The sequence below is a fragment of the Cohnella panacarvi Gsoil 349 genome, from assembly GCF_000515335.1.
Classification (GTDB): Bacteria; Bacillota; Bacilli; order Paenibacillales; family Paenibacillaceae; genus Cohnella; species Cohnella panacarvi.
Genome location: NZ_KI911563.1, coordinates 1,067,413 through 1,088,142, shown reverse-complemented (window position 1 = coordinate 1,088,142; position 20,730 = coordinate 1,067,413). Strand labels below are relative to the sequence as shown.

20 protein-coding genes and 1 pseudogene are annotated in these 20,730 nt (G+C 56.8%); 17 read left to right on the top strand and 4 right to left on the bottom strand.

Annotated elements, in window-relative coordinates:
• The first annotated feature begins 24 nt into the window (after positions 1–24).
• Complete coding sequence (locus tag COHPA_RS0105215) at positions 25–681, top strand: SGNH/GDSL hydrolase family protein (RefSeq protein ID WP_027085145.1); 657 nt, start codon at positions 25–27, stop codon at positions 679–681.
• 95 nt (positions 682–776) lie between these two features.
• On the opposite strand, the gene COHPA_RS0105210 is transcribed toward COHPA_RS0105215, so the two are convergent.
• On the bottom strand, positions 777–1,085 hold the full coding sequence (locus COHPA_RS0105210) for a hypothetical protein (RefSeq protein ID WP_027085144.1): 309 nt from the start codon (positions 1,083–1,085) through the stop codon (positions 777–779).
• A gap of 93 nt (positions 1,086–1,178) precedes the next feature.
• Here COHPA_RS0105210 and COHPA_RS0105205 point away from each other — a divergent pair, with 93 nt between their 5' ends.
• The 8 genes from COHPA_RS0105205 (at position 1,179) to COHPA_RS0105170 (ending at position 9,343) form a co-directional block, all read left to right on the top strand.
• Complete coding sequence (locus COHPA_RS0105205; RefSeq protein ID WP_027085143.1) at positions 1,179–2,108, top strand: AEC family transporter; 930 nt, start codon at positions 1,179–1,181, stop codon at positions 2,106–2,108.
• Positions 2,109–2,287: 179 nt separating this feature from the next.
• Positions 2,288–3,415, top strand: coding sequence for a Gfo/Idh/MocA family protein (locus COHPA_RS0105200; protein WP_027085142.1), 1,128 nt, complete (start codon positions 2,288–2,290; stop codon positions 3,413–3,415).
• Positions 3,416–3,430: 15 nt separating this feature from the next.
• On the top strand, positions 3,431–4,507 hold the full coding sequence (locus tag COHPA_RS0105195; RefSeq protein ID WP_027085141.1) for a Gfo/Idh/MocA family protein: 1,077 nt from the start codon (positions 3,431–3,433) through the stop codon (positions 4,505–4,507).
• A 100-nt stretch (positions 4,508–4,607) separates the two neighbouring features.
• Complete coding sequence (locus COHPA_RS0105190) at positions 4,608–5,486, top strand: sugar phosphate isomerase/epimerase family protein (RefSeq protein WP_035120090.1); 879 nt, start codon at positions 4,608–4,610, stop codon at positions 5,484–5,486.
• Positions 5,473–6,333 carry an AraC family transcriptional regulator gene (locus tag COHPA_RS0105185; RefSeq protein ID WP_027085139.1) on the top strand — a complete coding sequence of 287 codons (861 nt, stop codon included), beginning with the start codon at positions 5,473–5,475 and terminating at the stop codon, positions 6,331–6,333. The genes COHPA_RS0105190 and COHPA_RS0105185 overlap by 14 nt, the downstream gene beginning before the upstream one ends.
• Positions 6,321–7,592, top strand: coding sequence for a hypothetical protein (locus COHPA_RS0105180; protein WP_027085138.1), 1,272 nt, complete (start codon positions 6,321–6,323; stop codon positions 7,590–7,592). Before COHPA_RS0105185 ends, COHPA_RS0105180 begins: the two co-directional genes overlap by 13 nt.
• Before the next feature lie 132 nt (positions 7,593–7,724).
• Positions 7,725–8,369, top strand: coding sequence for a bifunctional 4-hydroxy-2-oxoglutarate aldolase/2-dehydro-3-deoxy-phosphogluconate aldolase (locus COHPA_RS0105175; RefSeq protein WP_027085137.1), 645 nt, complete (start codon positions 7,725–7,727; stop codon positions 8,367–8,369).
• Positions 8,366–9,343: a sugar kinase gene (locus tag COHPA_RS0105170; protein ID WP_027085136.1), complete on the top strand. Its 978-nt coding sequence runs from the start codon at positions 8,366–8,368 to the stop codon at positions 9,341–9,343. The genes COHPA_RS0105175 and COHPA_RS0105170 overlap by 4 nt, the downstream gene beginning before the upstream one ends.
• Positions 9,344–9,516: 173 nt before the next feature.
• Here the strand turns inward: COHPA_RS0105170 and add are convergent, their stop codons facing one another.
• Positions 9,517–10,542: an adenosine deaminase gene (gene add / locus COHPA_RS0105165; RefSeq protein ID WP_027085135.1), complete on the bottom strand. Its 1,026-nt coding sequence runs from the start codon at positions 10,540–10,542 to the stop codon at positions 9,517–9,519.
• 115 nt (positions 10,543–10,657) lie between these two features.
• Between add and COHPA_RS0105160 the strand changes: the two genes are divergently transcribed.
• The 6 genes and pseudogenes from COHPA_RS0105160 to COHPA_RS0105130 all read left to right on the top strand — a co-directional run bounded on the left by COHPA_RS0105160 (position 10,658) and on the right by COHPA_RS0105130 (position 16,598).
• The gene (locus COHPA_RS0105160; protein ID WP_027085134.1) at positions 10,658–11,569 is read left to right on the top strand and encodes a helix-turn-helix transcriptional regulator; all 912 of its coding nucleotides are present in this window, start codon (positions 10,658–10,660) and stop codon (positions 11,567–11,569) included.
• A gap of 108 nt (positions 11,570–11,677) precedes the next feature.
• Positions 11,678–13,186 (top strand): alpha-glucosidase/alpha-galactosidase, encoded by a 1,509-nt coding sequence (melA, locus tag COHPA_RS0105155; protein WP_027085133.1) that lies wholly within the window; start codon positions 11,678–11,680, stop codon positions 13,184–13,186.
• 41 nt (positions 13,187–13,227) lie between these two features.
• Positions 13,228–13,622 (top strand): annotated as a pseudogene (locus COHPA_RS25440) (family 4 glycosyl hydrolase); the annotation flags it as partial.
• 810 nt (positions 13,623–14,432) lie between these two features.
• Entirely contained in the window at positions 14,433–15,080 is a 648-nt protein-coding gene (fsa, locus tag COHPA_RS0105140; RefSeq protein ID WP_027085132.1) for a fructose-6-phosphate aldolase, read from the top strand.
• Between the two features lie 55 nt (positions 15,081–15,135).
• The gene (locus COHPA_RS0105135; RefSeq protein ID WP_342667816.1) at positions 15,136–15,780 is read left to right on the top strand and encodes a helix-turn-helix transcriptional regulator; all 645 of its coding nucleotides are present in this window, start codon (positions 15,136–15,138) and stop codon (positions 15,778–15,780) included.
• Positions 15,781–15,791: 11 nt separating this feature from the next.
• Positions 15,792–16,598 (top strand): pyruvate, water dikinase regulatory protein, encoded by an 807-nt coding sequence (locus COHPA_RS0105130; RefSeq protein ID WP_027085130.1) that lies wholly within the window; start codon positions 15,792–15,794, stop codon positions 16,596–16,598.
• A 56-nt stretch (positions 16,599–16,654) separates the two neighbouring features.
• Here COHPA_RS0105130 and COHPA_RS0105125 read toward each other — a convergent pair whose 3' ends face one another.
• Both COHPA_RS0105125 and arfA read right to left on the bottom strand, forming a co-directional pair.
• Positions 16,655–16,972: a hypothetical protein gene (locus COHPA_RS0105125; RefSeq protein ID WP_027085129.1), complete on the bottom strand. Its 318-nt coding sequence runs from the start codon at positions 16,970–16,972 to the stop codon at positions 16,655–16,657.
• Positions 16,973–17,124: 152 nt separating this feature from the next.
• Complete coding sequence (gene arfA / locus COHPA_RS0105120; protein WP_027085128.1) at positions 17,125–18,633, bottom strand: arabinosylfuranosidase ArfA; 1,509 nt, start codon at positions 18,631–18,633, stop codon at positions 17,125–17,127.
• Positions 18,634–18,816: 183 nt separating this feature from the next.
• On the opposite strand from arfA, the gene COHPA_RS0105115 reads away from it, so the two are divergent.
• The gene (locus COHPA_RS0105115) at positions 18,817–19,746 is read left to right on the top strand and encodes an ArsR/SmtB family transcription factor (RefSeq protein WP_027085127.1); all 930 of its coding nucleotides are present in this window, start codon (positions 18,817–18,819) and stop codon (positions 19,744–19,746) included.
• A complete protein-coding gene (locus COHPA_RS0105110; protein ID WP_027085126.1) occupies positions 19,739–20,689 on the top strand; it encodes an RluA family pseudouridine synthase in 951 nt (316 codons plus the stop codon). The genes COHPA_RS0105115 and COHPA_RS0105110 overlap by 8 nt, the downstream gene beginning before the upstream one ends.
• The last annotated feature ends 41 nt before the right edge of the window (positions 20,690–20,730 follow it).

The window sequence follows — 20,730 nt, the reverse complement described above, 5'->3', positions numbered from 1 at the left end:
ACGTCGAGCTGGAGTGATGACCCCGTGCTACTGCAAAAAGGACAAAAGCTATTGTTTATCGGCGATTCCATTACGGACTGCGAACGCGCGAGGCCTGCGGGCGAAGGGTTATTCGGAGCGCTGGGCAGAGGTTACGTCTCGATCGTAGACGCGCTGCTTCAGGCGGTATATCCCGAGCTGGGCATTCGGGTCGTGAATACCGGAATCAGCGGCAATACCGTCGTAAATCTTGAAGCGAGATGGCAGGAGGACGTTCTCGACCGCAAGCCGGATTGGCTGTCGATCATGATCGGAACGAACGACGTCTGGCGGCAGTACGACACGCCTTTCGTGAAAGAGTGGCACGTGTACAAGCCGGAGTATGAAGCGACGCTGCGCAAGCTCGTCGCGGCGACGAAACCCGTTCTAAGCGGAGGTCTCGTGCTGATGACGCCTTTCTATATCGAGAGCAACGAGAACGACGCGATGCGCCGCACGATGGACGAGTACGGCGCGATCGTCCGCCAAGTCGCCGAGGACAGCGGGACGTTGTTCGTGGATACGCAGGCCGCGTTCGACGAGGTGTTGAAGGAACTGTACGCGGCAACGCTGGCATGGGACCGCGTCCATCCGACGCAGGCCGGCCATATGCTGCTCGCGCGGGCGTTTTTGAACAAAATCGGCTTTCAGTGGAATCGTTAGTTCGGTGCCTTATAACGATATCCCCTTCGCTCAGGAGAAGTTGGCGGAGGGGATTTTTGTTCGGGTTTGGGACGCAATAGCGCGATATTATCGGGTTACCTATCGTTCGGCTTAAATCGTTCCAGTTGGCCGAACAATCCTTCGCGGCGAAGAATTTCCGCTTGCTTCGGACCGATGAGGTCGAAGTGCGGGTACGGCGGCCGGTTGTGGATATAGCGGGGGTTTAATCCATTCGCGACGCACCACGAAGAGAGCTTGGCTAAATCGGAGCAGCCGACTTTGGTCACGGTGCGTATGCCGGGGAAACGGGGGTCGAGCCAGTAATGCGTCATATAGGCGATGTCGCCGCGGCTCACCGCCGCTTTCCACGCTTCGAGCTCCGCGCGGGTAATACCGAAAGCCATGAAGCTCATCCTTCGAAAAATTTAGTAGGTTGAATTATTATAGCATGGGGCCGATAATAGATTTACCTAATCCCGCAACGGAAAGTAGACAACATGGACATCTTTTTGCACATTTTATGGAACAACGTACTTCCGCTCTCTTTCGTCATCGGCGTCGGCGTCGTGATGCAACGGATTTTCGATCTTGATATTCGAACGCTTTCGAAGCTTAATTTCTACCTATTCTCGCCGGCGATCATGTTTCAGTTGCTCTACGAGACGGATATCAAATTACATCTGCTAGGACAAGTGCTTGCGTTCTTCGTCGCGTTCATGCTGGCGCAATATGCGATCGTGGAGGCAGTCGTCCGGCTGAGGAAGCACGACAGCGGCAGACGCAGCGCGATGCGCAACAGCGTACTCTTCTACAATAGCGCCAATTACGGCATTCCGATCAACCAGCTCGCGTTCTCGGGCAATCCGTATACGCTGTCGGTGCAGGTCATCATTATGATGATGCAGTCGCTCGTGCCGAATACGTACGGCATCTACAGCGTCAACGCCCACAAGGCCGATTGGCGCAACATTCGCAACGTCATTTTGTCGATGCCGGTTATTTACGTGATTCCGCTCGCGTTTCTAATGAGAGGCTTCGAAGTGCCGCTGCCCCAATCGATCGACATATCCGTCGGTTACTTGGCGAACGCATTCATCGGCACCGCGTTATTTACGTTAGGCGTCCAGCTCGGAAGCATGCGGGGGTCGCTCAATCGCAAGCTGGCCGTCGATGTCGGCATATCCGTGGCGCTTCGGTTGATCGCCGGCCCGCTGCTCGCATGGGGAGTCGTACGGTTGATGGACCTGCATGGACTTCTGGCATCAGCACTGATCGTCTCGTCCGCGGTGCCGACTTCGCTCAGCAGCGTCTTGCTGGCGGTAGAGTTCGACAACGAGAAGGAGTTCGCGTCACAGACCGTGCTCGCGAGCACGATTCTGAGCATCGCGACAGTGACCGTGGTCATCTATTTGCTCAATATATCCTAGTTTCGAATCAATCAGGCTGATCGCGGAAAAGCTTCTCTGCGGTTAGCCTGTTTTTATTTTGTTGACTCACAGTTAAATGCGCTTCGATTTTGTATACTGGTAGTGAAGTTGACTAACGATTAATGATGATACAATGTTGTCGTAAAGCAAACAGTTCCCGAATCGAAGGAGAGTGCATGATGCAAAGCGTCAGAATCGGTATTGTCGGCTTAGGCAACATGGGCACGGGGCATGCGAGTTATTTGATTGAGGGTCAAGTCATCGGCGGGGTTTTGGCGGCGGCGTGCGACGTTAGACCGGAGCGGCTGAGTGAAGCGAAGGCGGAATGGGGCGACCGGGTGAAGCTGTTCGATTCGCCCGAAGCGATGTTTCGTTCGGGTGAAGTGGACGGCGTCATCATCTGCACGCCGCACTACGAGCATCCGAAACAAGCGATCGCGGCGTTCGATCACGGATTGCACGTTCTTGTGGAGAAGCCGGCCGGCGTGTATACGAAACAAGTGCGCGCGATGAACGAGGCAGCGGCGAAGAGCGGCAAAGTATACGGCATGATGTATAACCAGCGAACGAATCCGCTCTATCAGAAGCTGAAGGAGCTGATCGCTTCCGGAGAGCTCGGGGAAATTCGCCGCACGAACTGGATCATTACGAACTGGTACCGCTCGCAAAGCTATTACAATTCAGGCGGTTGGCGCGCGACTTGGGCGGGCGAGGGCGGCGGCGTGTTGATCAACCAAGATCCTCATCAACTGGACTTGTGGCAATGGACGACCGGCTTAATGCCGAAGCGTATCCGGGCGTTCTGCCAATTCGGCAAACACCGCGACATCGAGGTCGAGAACGACGTGACCGCCTACGTGGAATACGAGAACGGCGCCTCGGGCGTATTCGTTACTTCCACCTATGAGACGCCGGGTACGAACCGGTTCGAAATCACGGGAGACCGGGGCAAAATCGTTATCGAGAACGACAATATGACGTTTTGGCGGTTGCGCGAACTTGAGTCCGAGTTCAACGCCCGCAATACGGAGCCTTTCGCCCAGCCGGAGTGCTGGAAGATCGAGGTGCCCGTGTCGCCGAACGCGGCGGAGCACGTGCACATCACGCGAGACTGGACGCAGTCGATCCTGCAAGGAACGCCGCTCATCGCCCCGGGCGAAGAAGGCATTCGCGGCCTTACGATTTCCAACGCGATGCTGCTATCGACGTGGAAGGACAGTTGGGTCGAGCTGCCGATAGACGAGGATCTGTTCGAAGCCAAGCTGCAGGAGCAGATCGATAAGTCGAAAGCGGCCTTGCGGCGATAAGGGAGGACGGAACGGATGTCAAGAGCAAACGGCATGAACTACGCGCCGCAGGGCAAACCGCGGCCGGTGGTCGGCCCCGGCGAATTCGTCTTCGCGGCCATGGCGCTTGATCACGGCCATATCTACGGGATGTGCAACGGACTGAAAGAAGCAGGCGCGTCGCTCAAATGGGTGTACGATCCCGATCCGGAGAAAGTCGAGAGATTCATAGCGACTTACCCGGAAGCTCAAGTCGCGCGGTCGGAGGATCAGATTTTTCAAGACCCCGAGGTGCGGCTCGTCGCGGCGGCGGCTATTCCGTGCGACCGAGGTCCGTTGGGCGTGAAGACGATGCGTCACGGGAAGGACTATTTTACCGACAAAACGCCGTTCACATCGCTCGAGCAGCTTGCGGAAGCTAGAACGGTCGTCGCAGCCACGGGGCGCAAGTACATGGTCTATTACAGCGAGAGGCTGCATGTGGAAAGCGCGGTGTTCGCCGGACAGCTCGTCCAAGACGGCGCGATCGGACGAGTCGTCCAGGTGCTCGGGCTCGGACCGCACCGGCTGAACGCATCCGCGAGACCGGATTGGTTTTTCCGCAAGGCGCAATACGGGGGCATCCTGTGCGATATCGGCAGCCACCAAATCGAGCAGTTTCTGTACTACGCGGGCTGCGGCGACGCCGAGGTGCTGCACAGCAAAGTCGGCAACTACAACAATCCCGAATATCCCGAGCTCGAGGATTACGGCGACGCGACGCTGCTCGGCGACAACGGGGCGACGAACTATTGCCGCGTGGACTGGTTGACGCCTGACGGATTGTCGACTTGGGGAGACGGCCGATTAACGATTCTCGGGACGAACGGATATATCGAGCTGCGCAAATACGTCGATATCGCGAGGGATAACGGCGGCGACCACCTGTACTTAGTCAACGGGGAAGGCGAGTTCCATCTGGAGCTCGGCGGCAAAGTCGGCTTTCCGTATTTCGGAGAGCTGATCCTCGATTGCTTGAACCGCACGGAGAAGGCGATGACGCAAGCGCACGCCTTCAAGGCGGCGGAACTGTGCTTGAAGGCGCAGCTCCAAGCGGTACGTGTTTACAAATGAGGGTGAGTTAGTTCGAGCCCGACGAAGAACCAATTCTATCGAGGGTGAGTTAGTTCGAGCCCGACGAAGAACCAATTCTATCGAGGAGGAAGATGCGATGATGAAGTTATCGATCTTTACGGTCGCGACGCCGGAGCTTGGTCCCGACGAGCTGGCGGTTGCGGCCCGAGCTGCCGGACTGGAGGCAATCGAGTGGCGTTATACCGAGCTGCCGGCGGACGCGGCGAGCCAGCCCTATTCCTTCTGGGGCAACAACATCTGCACGATACAGCCCTCGAAGGGCGAGGCGGAACTCGCGCGGTTCAAGGAAGCGGCCGAGCGCCACGGGCTTCGCACGCTAAGCGTTACGCCTTATCTGAAGGCGGGAGATTTGCAAGCGACGGAACAAGTGCTGCAAGCGGCTAATGCGCTAGACGCGCCGTTCATTCGCCTCGGCGTGCCGGGATATGACCGCAGCAAACCGTTCGACGAGCTGTTCTCGCTCGGTCGCGAGTATTTGCGGGAAGCTTCGCTGCTGTGCGCGAAGTACGGCGTCAAAGGCTTGATCGAGATCCATCATAATACGATCGCGGCAAGCGCTTCGGGAGCGCGCCGCCTGGTCGAGGGGATGGATCCGGCTCATATCGGCGTTCTGTTCGACCCGGGCAACATGGTCTTCGAAGGCTTCGAGAACTATCGCTTGGCTCTCGAGATTCTGGGTCCGTACCTCGCGCACGTGCACGTGAAGAACGCCTGCTGGAAGCCTGCGGGCCATGCGCCCGACGGCAGCGGCAAGTGGGACGGCGAATGGATGCCGATCGATCAAGGAATGGTGCCTTGGCGCCAAGTGATCGAGGATCTGGTCGCGGTAGGCTACGACGGATACCTCGGCGCCGAGGATTTCAGCGGCCAGTTCACGAGTTCTCCGGATATGTTGAAGCATTTTGCCGACTACATCGGCGGGTTGGTGCGGGAGCTGCAGGGCGATGTTCACCTATAGTTACCGTCAGGATTCGCCGGTCGATCCGGCATTCCATTCGCACTCGTTCTACGAGGTTTATTACTTCCACGAGGGCAAATGCAACTATTTGATCGGCGATCAGATTTATACGCTTGCACCAGGGGATCTCATCCTCATGTACGGGATGACGCTCCATTGCGCGAAGGTCGATCCGGCCGTTCCTTATATCCGTACGATCACTCACTTCGATCCTTCGCTGTTGAAGCCGTATCTGCAGCATCCCGGGGCGGTTAACGTGCTGGAGCCGTTCCAGAAGTTCAAGAACTACCGGCTTCGCTTGCGCGGAGAAGACAAGGACGAAGCCGAGCGCATCTTCGCGCTCATGCATCGGCATCAGGAAAGACATGATGAAATCGGAGACAGTCGGCGAATGCTTGCGTTCGCCGACCTGTTGCATTTTGTCTACGATCGCTGCCTGCAGCCTCTTAGGGAGCAACGGGAATTTCCGTCGGAGAAGGAGAAGACGGTCCAAGACGTCGTCGCGCTGCTAGAAACGAAGTTCACCGAGGATCTGCATATGGAGGGGCTTCAGAGAGAGCTCCACCTGAGCAAATCGTATTTGGCCCAAATATTCAAAGAAGTGACGGGCGTTACGATATTCGAGTACGTGTACCGCAAACGGATCAACGAAGCGCGCATCCTGTTCCTGCTCGATGCCGATACGTCCGTGACGGAAGTTTGTTTTCGGCTCGGCTTCAAGCACTTGGCGCATTTCAGCCGCTTGTTCAAGAGGATGACCGGCTTGACGCCGGAGCAATTCAAGAGGCAAGCTAAAGATAAGGCGATAGTAGAGAAGGAAACGGGGTTTAGCGAATGGAAACGATAAAGACGTTAACGCTTGACAATGCGGCCGAAGCGGTCGCGCGCATCGTACGGGAGACGCCGATAACGGATATGCATACGCATTTGTTCGCGGCGGAATTCGGCGAGCTGTGTTTGTGGGAGCTCGACGACCTGCTTACTTACCACTATTTGATATCGGAGACGTTCCGCTGGCTTGATATGCCGTACGAGCGTTTCTGGAGCTTGTCCAAGCGGGAGCAGGCTGATTTGATCTGGCGGACGTTGTTCATCGACCATTCGCCGGTCAGCGAAGCGGCTTCCGGCGTGCTGAACGTGTTCAAGCAGCTCGGACTCGACACGTCGTCCCGCGATTTGGAGACGTATCGGGACGCTTGGGCGACAATGAAGGTGGATACGCATATCGACGAGGTGATGAGGGTTTCGGGCGTGCGCGATATCGTGATGACGAACGATCCTCTCGATCCCGTCGAGCGGGCGACATGGGAACGGGGCGGATACGAAGATTCCCGGTTCCATGCCGCGCTGCGCGTCGATCCGCTCCTGAACGACTGGGATAACGCTTGGCCGCAGTTGGCGGCGCAGGGCTATCGCGTCGGCGCGGAATGGACTTCGGAGACGGTCAGCGAAGTACGGCGTTTCCTGCGCGAGTGGATCGAACGGATGGGCGCGCTGTACTTGGCCGTATCGATGCCGGGCGACTTCGTCTATCCGGCGGCCGACCATCGCACGCGGATGATCGACGAAGCCATGGTGCCGGTGTGCCAAGAAGCGGACATTCCGTTCGCGCTCATGATCGGCGTGCGCCGCCGCGTCAATCCGGAGCTGCGGCTCGCCGGCGACATGAGCATGACATCGGACGTCGGATCGGTGGAGGCGCTATGCCGCGCGTACCCGAACCAGAAGTTCCTTATCACGATGCTGGCGCGGGAGAATCAGCACGAGCTCGCCGTGCTCGCGCGCAAATTCCGCAACTTGATGGTGTTCGGCTGCTGGTGGTTCCTGCACATCGAGTCGATGGTGCGCGAGCTGACGGAGCTTCGCATCGAGCTTCTCGGACTCGCGGTTATTCCGCAGCATTCCGATTGCCGGATTTTCGGACAGCTTCTCTATAAGTGGGAATACTCGAAACGGATTATCGCGGACACGCTGATCCGGAAATACAATCGAGTGCTGGAGACCGGCTGGACGGTGACGGAGGACGACGTTCGCCGGGATTGCGCCGACTTGTTCGGAGGCAATTTCTGGAGGTTCCTTGGCAAAACGAACTCAAAGAAACTTTAATGAACGCAATCAAACATTTTTATAGGTGAATCTAGTAGCACAACGGGACTCGCGGTGTTACACTATATGGCATAATACAAGGCGGAGGGCGAATCGATCGGGATTCGTCCTTGTCTGCAGAAGGAGCTTGCCATGTCATCCGAATTGATGAAATCGTTGCAACGGGAGCAAATCGTAGCCATTATCCGAGGCATCTCCGAAAAGTCGGGGGATGCGACGGCGCAAGCGCTGGCCGACGGGGGGGTCGTGTTCCTCGAAGTGACTTTGAATACGGACGGCGCGCTCGGCATGATCTCGCGTTTCCGCGAGCAGCACGGCCATCGCATGCGCATCGGCGCGGGCACCGTGCTTGATTTGGAGCAAGCCAAAGAAGCGGTCGCAGCGGGTGCGGAATATATCATCTCTCCTAACCTGGACGAGGAAGTCATCGCTTACGGCATTGCGAACGGTGTCGAGGTGTGGCCCGGCACGATGACGCCGACCGAGATGGTTCGCGCATACAAAGCCGGAGCGACTGCGGTCAAAGTGTTCCCGATGGGCTCGCTCGGCGTCAACTACTTGAAGGAAGTCCGTGCGCCTCTCGGCCACATTCCGATGATCGCGACCGGAGGCGTCAACCTGCAGAACATCCGCTCCGTGCTGGACGCGGGGGCTATCGCCGTCGGCCTTGGCGGCAATCTGGTAGACAAGCAGCTCGTGAAGCTCGGCAAGTTCGCGGAGCTGACCGAGCTCGCTAGACACTTTGTGAACGAAGTGCAGGGAGCGAAGTCGGTATGACGAAAGCCGTCGATGTCGTCACGATCGGGGAAAGCATGCTGTCGATGCAGCCGATGAGCGAAGGGGCGCTCGCCTATGCGCCGCTTTTCACGCGAACGATCGCGGGCGCGGAATCGAACGTCTCGATCGGGCTTTCGCGGCTCGGCTATAAGGTCCGCTGGATTAGCCGGCTTGGCGCCGATCCGTTCGGCGACGTGATCCAATCGACGTTGGCGGGCGAAGGAATCGACGTCTCTCACGTCGTTCGGGACGTTCGATATCCAACCGCGCTGTACTTCAAGGAGTTCAAAGGCTACGGCGATCCTAACGTATACTATTACCGCCGAGGCTCGGCGATGAGCCATGTGGCGCCGGAACACGTATCGGACGCGTGGTTCGAAGGCGCGAGTCATCTGCATGTAACGGGCATAACGCCCGCGCTAGGCGAACATTCGGCCGACGCGATCCGCGCGGCGATGAAACGCGCTCGCGAGCTCGGACTGACGGTAAGCTTCGACCCGAATTTGCGCCGCAAGCTGTGGAGCGAGGAAGATGCGCGCCGCACGCTGCTATCGCTTGTTCCGCTATGCGACGTGTTCTTGCCGGGCGACGAGGAGGCCGAGTTTCTGGCCGGCGTGATGTCCGAGGAGGAATACGGCGCGCATTTTCTGGCGATGGGACCGAAGGTTGTCGTGCTGAAGCTCGGCGAGAAGGGTTCGATCGGGTTCGCGAGCGATAAGGCTGTCCGCGCGAAGCCGTATACCGTGAAGCGCGTAGTGGATACGGTAGGCGCCGGAGACGCGTTCGCCGCGGGTTTGCTGTCCGGTCTGGTCGAATTCGGGCCGCTGGATGAAGGCGACAACCTCGCGCGCTCTTTGGAGAGAGCGAACCATATGGGCGCGATCGCCACGCAGTTCAAAGGCGATTGGGAAGGCTTGCCTAAGCGCGAAGAACTGCTGCGGCTGATCGCCGGCGGCAAAGAAGTTACGCGGTAATAGGAAGGGACGACAGAAGGGGGAGTCCTCTTTCGTCGTCCCTTTTCGATGCGCGGTCGGACTAACCCGAATGACAGCGCGCCGACCACTATATTGCGCACGTGCAGTTTGACTAACCGTAACTAAAGCGCGTCGACCGCCCTATTGGGCAGGTGCAGTTCGATCAACCGTAACTACAGCGCGCCGAACTCTAAAATCTCCCGTCGCAGCTGTTCCTTTTCATGCTCCCGTAGGAATGCCGCTTCGACTCCGTTTAGAATGAACCCTTTTATTTCTTGCGGGGTAAACTCGAATCGTTCGGCGAGAACGCGATATTCGTTCGTTAGATTCGTGCCTGATACGCTCGGATTGTCCGTGTTGACCGTCAAGAGCAAGCCTTGTTCGACATAGTCGCGTATCGGGTAGTCGCTCCATCCGCTTACTGCCCTCGTCTGAATGTTGCTCGTGGGGCACAATTCCAGCGGAATACGCCGATCGCGAAGTAGAGCAAGCACCTCGTCGTCTTCCCGCGCGCGTACGCCGTGGCCGATTCTTGCCGCCCCGAGACGTTCGACGGCTTCCGCGATATTATCCGGACCTGCTGCTTCTCCGGCATGGATCGTGATCGGAATGCCATAGCCTTGGGCGCGGGCGAATACGTCGCGGAACAGAGAAGCGGGATAAGCGGCTTCGTTCCCCGCCAAATCGACGGCGACGAGACCGTGACCGCAATAACGGCTAGCGGCTTCAACGACTTCTAAGTTCGCTTCGCCGTCGTGGTGGCGCATGCAGATCGCGATCGCTCTCGCCATGACGCCGAATTGGCGTTCGCCGAGCTTCAAGCCGCGGATGACGTGCCGGATCGCGTCGTCCGCGCTTAACCCTCGCTCGCGATGTAACTGAGGGGCGAACCGAACCTCGATATATTTCGCGCCGTGCTCGGCGGCTTGCCGAACCGTCTCCGTCGCGACGTACGCCAGCGCGTCGGCCGTCTGCAAGAACGGCAGCACGAAATCGAATTTCGCTAAGTATTCAACCAAGCTTCCGCAGCCTTGTTCTCCGATTTGCATATACGGATGTAATTGCGGCGGGTCGTACGTCGGGAGAGGGATCCCCTGATATCGAGCAAGCGCGATTAACGATTCCGGCGAGACGGAGCCGTCCAGATGTACGTGCAAATCCACTTTTGGCAATGCCGATAAAGTCTGTAGCGCATCCATTGTCATCCCTCCCTCACGAAACTATTGTTATATAAAGTAACACAATAATCTGAATATTCAAGGTATTTTAGCTACTGCGTCATTGTTATGTTAGGTATATTTAAGGAGGGGTATGATGGGACTAGGGAGTTTGTTCGATGCCGCTCTGCTTCATGGGAGCTATTCGCCGCGAATATTCGCCTATTATTATAAGCAGTGGAACGGGTATCGAATGGGCTTTCACCGCCACGACTCCATGGAAATCATGTATGTTATCCAAGGGAATTGCGTCGTAGAAATCGAACGGCAGGAGCGAAGCAGCCCGCATGCCGTAAAGCTGCAGAAAGGCGAATTTATCGTGCTGGACGCCAACGTGCCGCATCGTCTGGTCGTCGATCAAAGCTGCAGGATGCTGAATGCGGAGTTCGGATTCGCCGAGCGTGCGGGAGCATTCCCTTCCATTCGGGAATTAGCGGAGGATGAGGAGGCTTTGGCGGCTTTGCTGCGTTCCCCGGCCTTCTACTTCAAGCTGCAAGATCCGGACGACGTCTATTATGCATTAAGAAGCTTGGTCGTCGAGCTGGATAACCGGGGCGGCACCGGCGGAATGCTTGACCGTATGCTGCTCGCGCAGCTGCTGATTCGAATCGGAAGATTGCGCGCGGAAGCGAACGCGCTTCAGAATCAGCCTGCCGAAGTATACGTTAAGCAGTGTACGGCGTATATGCATCAGAATTACGACCGCGACATTCGGGTGAAAGACGTCGCCGCTGCGGTTAATCTGCACCCGGGGTACGTACAACGCATTTTCAAGACGAATACGGGAACGACGTTAATCGAATATTTGACCGCGCTGCGCGTGGACAAGGCGAAAATGCTCCTGCAGAACACCGACATCCCCGTCGCCGACGTTTCCGAATATGTCGGGATCGGGAGCCGGCAATATTTTCACGCGTTGTTCAAGAGACATACCGGACATACCCCGATCGAGTTCCGACAAACCCATCACAAGCAACTGTGGAGCTATGAGAAAAGTGATGATTTCTGACAGGCTGGTCGGCAGAAAGTCATGATATTGATAACGCCGTGACGGAACGCGAGGTTACAATGAAGCCATATTCTACTCTTTGTAACTTTATGACGGAGGGCGGTATCTATGGCTTTCAAAATCGCGTTCATCGGAGCGGGGAGCATCGGATTCACCCGCGGACTGCTGAGGGATTTGCTGAGCGTTCCCGAGTTTCATCAGATCGAAGTGGCTTTTACGGACATTAACGCGAGCAATCTGGAGATGGTCAGGGCGTTATGCCAGCGCGATATCGAAGACAATGGTTTGCGTATTCAAATCGAAGCGACGACCGATCGCCGACAGGCGCTTAGAGGCGCCAACTACGTGATATGCACGATCCGCGTGGGCGGATTGGAAGCGTTCGCGACCGACATCGACATTCCGCTGCAATACGGCGTAGACCAGTGCGTGGGCGATACGTTGTCGGCAGGCGGCATCATGTATGGACAGCGCGGAATCGCGGCCATGCTCGATATTTGCAAGGACATCCGCGAAGTCGCGGCTAAGGACGTGTTGCTGCTCAACTATGCCAACCCGATGGCGATGCTTACATGGGCGTGCAATCAATACGGCGGCGTCCGTACCGTCGGGTTATGCCACGGCGTCCAGGGCGGGCATTGGCAAATTGCCGAGGTGTTCGGTCTTAAGAAAGACGAAGTCGATATCGTATGCGCGGGCATCAACCACCAGACGTGGTACGTGCAAATTCGCCATAAGGGAGAAGACTTGACGGGCAAGCTGCTTGAGGCGTTCGAGAAGCATCCGGATTTCAGCCGTACGGAGAAGGTTCGCATCGACATGCTGCGCCGATTCGGTTACTACAGCACCGAGTCGAACGGACATTTGAGCGAGTACGTACCATGGTATCGGAAAAGGTTGGACGAAATCGAACAATGGATCGATCTCGGCGTCTGGATTAACGGCGAGACGGGCGGGTATTTGCGCGTGTGCACCGAAGGGCGCAATTGGTTCGAGACCGACTTCCCGAATTGGATGAAGGAGCCGTCTTTGGTGTACGCGTCGGAAAACCGGAGCGAGGAACATGGTTCGTACATTATCGAGGGGTTGGAAACCGGGCGCGTATACCGGGGGCACTTCAATGTCGTGAATCAGGGTACGATCGCTAATCTGCCGGACGATGCGATTATCGAAGCGCCGGGCTACGTCGACCGTAACGGCATCTCGATGCCGCGGGTGGGCGAATTGCCGCTTGGACCGGCTGCCGTATGCAACGTGAGCATTAGCGTACAACGTCTTGCCGTGGAAGCGGCGGTGCACGGCGACGACAAGTTGCTTCGCCAAGCGTTCATGATGGATCCGCTCGTCGGCGCGGTGTGCAACCCGAACGAAATTTGGCAGATGGTGGACGAGATGCTCGTCGCGGGCGAGCGCTGGCTGCCGCAATACGGCGCCGCGATCGCCGAAGCGAAGGCGAGGTTGGCGTCCGGCAAGCGCGTTCCGACGAGAGAAGGCTATCGCGGCGCGGCCCGGCTCCAGGTGAAGACGGTCGAAGAGATGCAGCAAGACCGCGAAGCCGCGACGAAGAACGCCGGCGAAGCGGACAAAGGCAAAGAACGGGCGAAGCCGGTTCATTAATCTAAAAGCCGTTTCCCGTGCCGCTATTACGGGCGAATTGGCCGTTGGGACCGGCTGCCGTATGCAACGTGAGCATTAAGCGTACAACGTCTTGCCGTGGAAGCGGCGGTGCACGGCGACGACAAGTTGCTTCGCCAAGCGGTTCATGATGGATCCGCTCGTGGCGGCGGTGTGCAACCCGAACGAAATTTGGCAGAATGGTGGACGAGATGCTCGTCGCGGGCGAGCGCTGGCTGCCGCAATACGGCGCCCGCGATCGCCGAAGCGAAGGCGAGGTTGGCGTCCGGCAAGCGCGTTCCGACGAGAGAAAGGCTATCGCGGCGCGGCCCGGCTCCAGGTGAAGACGGTCGAAGAGATGCAGCAAGACCGCGAAGCCGCGACGAAGAACGCCGGCGAAGCGGACAAAGGCAAAGAACGGGCGAAGCCGGTTCATTAATCTAAAGCCGTTTTCCCGTGCCGCTATTACGGCGTGCGGGAACGGCTTTTTGGGTTTTAGCGTTACCACACAACGTTACTGCGGCGCACCAGGGGACGGAGTTGGATTAGCGTTACCACACAACGTTACTGCGGCGCACCCGGGTGATTGAGTCGGATTAGCGTTACCACACAACGTTACTGCGGCGCACCCAGGGGACGGAGTCGGATTAGCGTTACCACACAACGTTACTGCGGCGCACCCAGGGTGATTGAGTCGGATTAGCGTTACCACACAACGTTACTGCGGCGCACCCAGGGGATTGAGTCGGATTAGCGTTACCACACAACGTTACTGCGGCGCACCCAGGGACGGAGTCGGATTAGCGGTTACCACACAACGTTATCTGCGGCGCACCCGGGTGAATTGAGTCGGATTAGCGTTACCACACAACGTTACTGCCGCGCACCCCGGGGAACGGAGCCGGATTAGCGTTACCACACAACGTTACTGCGGCGCACCCGGGTGATTGAGTCGGATTAGCGTTACCACACAACGTTACTGCGGCGCATCTCCGGGAGAGAGTCGAATTAGCGTTACCACACAACGTTACTGCGGCGCACCCAGGGGACGGAGTCGGATTAGCGTTACCACACAACGTTACTGCGCGGCAATTTCGGAGATAGGCCATCTTTCGATATAATGTGACATTTTATCCATAAGTCTCGTTTATTACACTCATAATTAATTATTTATTGTGTCATAAATAGGATTGTGGTATACATTACTTATGCAAAAAATCGAATGAACTTTCCGGGAGGTTTAAAAAAGATGAAATTTTACTTGGATACTGGTAATGTGGAAGAGATTAAAAGAATCGTGAAACTGGGCTTGGTGGACGGCGTTACGACGAACCCGACGCTGATCGCGAAGGAAGGACGCGTTTTCAAAGACGTGATCCAAGAAATTTGCTCGGTCGTAAGCGGTCCCGTGAGCGCGGAAGTCATCAGTCTCGACGTCGAGGGCATGCTGAAGGAAGCCCGCGAAATCGCGACATGGGCGCCGAACGTCGTCATTAAACTGCCGATGACCGAGGCGGGTTTGGAAGCCACGCACCAACTGTACTTAGAAGGCATCAAAACGAACGTTACGCTCATTTTCAGCGTCGCTCAAGGACTTATGGCGGCTAAAGCAGGGGCGACCTATATTAGCCCGTTCGTCGGCCGGTTGGACGATATCTCCGTCGACGGCATGAAGCTGGTCAGAGAGCTTCGCCAAGTGCTCGATCAATACGGACTGAAATCCGAGATTATCGCGGCGAGCATCCGCAACGTCGGACACTTCGAACAAGCCGCGCTCGCCGGCTCGCACATCGCGACGATTCCAGGCTCCTTGCTGCCTGCGTTATGGAAACATCCGCTTACGGACATCGGAATCGAAAGATTCCTTAAAGATTGGGAGAAAGTGCCGAAGCCTTGAGGCTGCTAGCTTTACGCTTTGCGACAGCGGCTCTCTCCCGAAGGAGGCTACGAGTATCGAACTCACTTCAAGACAGCTGACGATCGTTGAGCTAGTAAAGAAGCATGCGCCCATTACCGGCGAACAAATCGCGGAATCGCTCGGCATTAGCCGTCCGACGATAAGATCGGATTTATCCGTCCTCGTGATGCTGGGCTACATCGACGCGAAGCCGAAAGTCGGTTATTTCCTAGGCAAGGTGATGACGTCCGACGGGCAGCTGAACGAACGGCTTAGACAGTTGAAGGTTAAAGACGTCATGAACCGGCCGGTCGTCATTCAAGAGAACGCGACGGTGAACGACGCGGTTATCGCCTTATTCATGGAGAACACCGGATTTCTAACCGTAACGGACGAGTCGGGAGTGCTATCCGGAATGGTGTCGCTTAAGGATTTGTTGAAAGTTACCCTAGGCAATCCGAGCGCGGCGACGATTCCGATCAGCATGGTCATGACGCGATCGACCCGGATCGTCACGGTGTCGCCCGACGAGTCGGCGCTCGATGCCGCCAAGAAGATGCTCGACCATCAAGTCGGCGGCATGCCCGTCGTCGAGACGGTTAACGGTGACCGTAACCGTTACGAGGTCGTCGGACGGATTACGAAAACCAATATGACGAATATACTGGTGGAGTTGACGTCAGGCTATATGGCCGAGTAGGGGGACGGATCATGCCGGAGGAACGCCAGAAAATCATTATCGTATGCTCCGACGCGATCGGCGAGACGGCTGAAGCCGTAGCTCGGGCGACGACGCGCCAGTTCGCGACGGAACAGGTGAAAATCAAGCGGTACGGCAACATCAAGCACGAGGACGAGATCAAGGCGATCATCGCGGAAGCGGCCATAACCGGAGGCTTCATCGCCTATACGCTCGTGCAGCCGGAGCTGCGCGACACGATGCGCGAGGAGACGATCCGCCACGGCGTGCGCGCCGTAGACGTCATGGGGCCGATGATGCAAGCGTTCATCGATACGTTCAACGATTCCCCGAAGTATAAGCCGGGATTGCTGCACGAGATGGACGACAACTATTATCGCAAAATCGAAGCGATCGAATTCGCGGTGAAGTACGACGACGGGAAGGACGCCCGAGGGCTGCTGCAGGCGCAAGTCGTGCTCGTCGGCGTTTCGCGCACCTCGAAGACGCCGCTAAGCATCTTCCTCGCGCATAAAGGCATCAAGACGGCGAACTATCCGCTAACGATCGAAGTGAAGCCGCCGGAGGAGCTATTCATGAAGTCGAACGGGCTTATCGTCGGATTGACGATGAATCCGGAGCGCCTGCTCAAAATCCGGACGGAGCGGCTGAAAGCGTTGGGTCTCCCCGGCCGCGCGCATTACGCCTCCATGGAACGAATCGTGAAGGAGCTCGCTTTCTCGGACGAGATGATGAACCGGTTGCGATGCCCGGTCATCGACGTCTCGGAGAAGGCGATCGAGGAAACGGCCGGACTTATTATGGATATGTTGGTCTGAATAACGAAAACCCTCCATGCTTATGGAGGGTTTTCGCGTGCCAGCCGTATATTCCGTTACGCCAGCTTCTCTCTGATCATATGGATTTTCCGCCCGGAACAGGATACCCTCTTGGAGGAATCTCCGAAGAAGATGTAAGAATCGCCCATCGAAGAGATGTTGCGGAGGTTCACATAGCAGTCGGACGATACTTTGAAAAACGTAGAGGTGTCGGAGATCAACTGTTTTCTTTCCTCGGCGGACATTCTCTTTTTAATATTATAGTTCCGTCCGTGGAAGCTGATCAGCCCATGAGTCCCGACTTTGAAATACAACGTGTCCGATTGCGGATCGAAGTCCTCGTATACGTTCTTATGCTGCAGTGCTACGGTCATCGTTCCAATCCCCCTTAGAAAGATGTTTGCTTGGTAGCGCTTACAGTATAGCATAGATTAACGGGGATTGGTAGATGTTCTAAGAATAACTATAGGAAATTACAAAGAACCCTCGCCCTGTCCGGCTATTCGTGGAAGGGCGAGGGATTCGATTAGTTCAAGCCGAGACGAATGACGTTCCAGGAAGCTTTGCTTAACGTCGCGGACACTTTAGCACCGTCAGCCGCGGCGTTGCCGCCGTTATGAGGGACGACGCGATTCGGATTCGCGGCATCGTTCACGGCCTTCAGATCTTGATTCTCCAGCACGATATGCTCGATGACGCGGCATTGGCCGAAGCTGCGCAGATCGACCTCGAGCGGGAGCGGATTCGCAAGGTCGCGGTTGACGGCGAATACGGTCACTTCGTTCGCCTCTTCGTTGAAGACGGCGATCGATTCCAAGTAAGGAACGTCCGTAATCCCTTTCGCATCGTACTTCGGCGACTGCACGAGCGGAACGAGCGCTTTGCCGCGGCCGTGCACGGAAGCGTGCATGTACGGATAGAAAATCGTCTGCGCCCAAGCTTGGCCGCCGTTCTCGGTCATGATCGGAGCGATGACGTTAACGAGCTGGGCGAGGCAAGCCATTCTGACGCGGTCGGAGTGTTTGAGCAGCGCGATGAGCAAGCAGCCGACGACGAGCGCGTCCTCCATCGTATACATGTCTTCTAACTGCGGAGGCGCGATTTGCCAAGGCTCCAGCTTTTTGTCGGCGTCGTTGGAATGGAACCAGACGTTCCATTCGTCGAAGCTGAGCATCATCGTTTTCTTGCTGCGCTTCTTCGCCTTGATGTAGTCGCAGGTCGCGGTAACGCTCTTGATGAAATCTTCCATGTGAAGCGACCGGCCGAGGAACGTAGCCGTATCGTTCTCGGGGTTGCCGTAGTAGCTGTGCAGGGAAAGGAATTCGACTTGGTCATAGGTGTGATCGAGAACGGTCGCCTCCCACTCCGGATAAGTCGGCATCTCGCGGCTGGAGCTGCCGCACGCGACGAGTTCGATCGTCGGATCGACGAGCTTCATGACTTTGGCGGATTCATAGGCGATGCGTCCGTATTCGACCGCCGTTTTCTGGCCGATCTGCCACGGGCCGTCCATCTCGTTGCCGAGGCACCACGTCTTAATGGCGTGAGGCTGCCGATAGCCGTGGCTGGTGCGGAGGTCGCTCCAGTAGGAGCCCGCCGGGTGGTTGGCGTATTCGACGACCTGACGGGCGTCTTCGACGCCTTGCGTGCCGAGGTTGATCGCCCACATGACGTCGGTGCCCGCTTGGCGGCTCCAATCGACGAATTCGTTCATTCCGAATTGGTTCGGCTCGATCGTGCGCCAGGCAAGCTCGAGTCTGCGCGGGCGAAGGTGCTTCGGTCCGACCCCGTCTTTCCAGTCGTATCCGGAGACGAAGTTGCCGCCGGGATAGCGGATGATCGGTACTTTCAACTGTTGGATCAGCTTCGTCACGTCTTGCCGGAAGCCGTTCTCGTCTGCTTGCGGGTGCCCGGGCTCATAGATGCCGCCGTACACCGCGCGGCCGAGATGCTCGATGAAGGAGCCGTATAACCGATTGTCGATCGTGCTAATGATGAAGTCTTTGTCTACGATCATGGATGCGGCGTGTTTCATTCGTCGGGATTCTCCTTTAGGATTAATATATTTATTAACTAAATAACAAATCGATACATCCATCCTTATTAAACCCGAAAAGTTGCCCGATTTCAATGAGTAGTTTACGCAAAAGTTGCTTTCTCTTGGATTTATAATTATATTAATCTAAAAGCGAGCCAACGATCGAAGGAGAATCAGCGCATGATTAAAGCGAATACGGACCGGCGATGGCTGCCGCTGTACGAAGCGCTCGCCAGCGACGTCAGGCTGCGCATTATCGAGTTGTTAGCCGGTGCGCCGCTGAACGTGAAAGAAATCGCGGAGCGGATGTCGCTAAGCAGCGCGATCGTGACGATGCACGTACGCAAACTGGAGACCGCCGGACTCGTGCAGACGAAGATGGTGCGCAAAGCGGGCGGCACGCACAAAATGTGCGCGCTCGCCGAAAGCGGAATCGAAATCGCGCTGCCGCAATCCTCTGCCGAGGAGCGGGCTTACCAAGAGCAGCGTATCCAAGTCGGCCATTATACCGCGTTCGAGGTTTATCCGACGTGCGGACTGGCTACTCGCGAGAAGCTGATCGGCCAATACGACGACCCGAGATATTTTCTGAACCCGGAGCGCGTCAACGCATCGATCTTATGGTTCGGCCGAGGATACGTCGAATATACGGTGCCTAATTATTTGTTAACGAGCCAACGTCCGACCGAGCTCGAGATTTCGTTCGAGATCGCTTCCGAGGCGCCGGAAATTAACGAGCAATGGCCATCGGACATTCGATTTTACTTGAACGGAACGCGACTGGGTGAATGGACGAGTCCCGGGGATTTCGGCACGAAATCGAGAGGGCGGTACACGCCGGATTGGTGGGGGGACCGGCTCAATCAGTACGGCTTATGGAAAGTGCTTCGGGTGAACGGTTCCGGCACCTATATGGACGGACAGCGCATCTCGAATACGACGTTGGACGATCTGAGGCTGGAAGAGAGGTTCTGGACGCTGCGGTTCGCCGTCGAGGAGGACGCGGCGCACGTCGGAGGGCTTACATTGTACGGGGCGGGGTTCGGCAATTATAATCAAGATATTCAGTTGCGCGTCTATTACGGCAAGAGGAGAGCAAGCGATGATTAACCGCAAAGTAACGCCGTCCGAGAGCGGCAAGAGGCTGCACCGGTTCCTTCGTAACCTGATGCCGAACATCCCGCTGGGACAAATATACAAGATGATCGACAACGGCAAGGTGAAAGTGAACGGCAAGCGCAAAAATCAAAACTACGAGCTCGCTGCGGGAGACGAGCTGACGATTTACGTCGAGGAAGAGGCATACAAGATCGCCGCCGTCGGCCAGAAAAAGACGAAGTACGTCGGCGTGAACGCGAATATCGACGTCGTATACGAGGACGCGGAATTGCTCGTCGTGAACAAGCCGACCGGCATGCTGACGCATCCGGACCAAGCGGATCAGAAGGATACGCTGATCAACCGCGTGCATGCGTATTTATACCGCAAAGGCGAGCTGGACAGTCCGATGTTCATGCCGGCGACGGCCAATCGGCTGGACCGGAACACGAGCGGACTTGTGCTTGTCGGGAAGACGGCGGGCATGCTGCACCAGCTGAACCAATGGATTCAGAAACACGAGCTGAGCAAATATTACGTGACGATCGTCGAAGGCCATCTGACCGGCGAGGGCGCGTTGTCGGGCGAATTGATTCGCGACGAGAAGTCGAACCGAACGCACGTGGTGCGCAGCGGGGCGGATGCCGAGCGCCACGGCGGCGCCGAACGCGCGAAATCCGCGCTGACCCGTTACCGCGTCCTGCAACCGGGAGCCTCTTACTCGCTAGTCGAGATCGAACTGATCAGCGGCCGCACCCACCAGATCCGCACCCATTTTCAAAGCATCGGCCATCCGCTGCTCGGTGACATCAAATACGGCGGCCGGCGCTACGGCGACGTCAACTACCAACTGCTGCACGCCTGGCGTCTCGTCATGCCGGACGGACGCGAGTACAAGGCCGCTCCGCCGGCCGAGATGAAAGTCGTCGCCGATCGGATCGGATTGCGAATGTAAGCCTTTGTAGGCTGCGGATGAATGTCGTTTGCGTTGCGCGA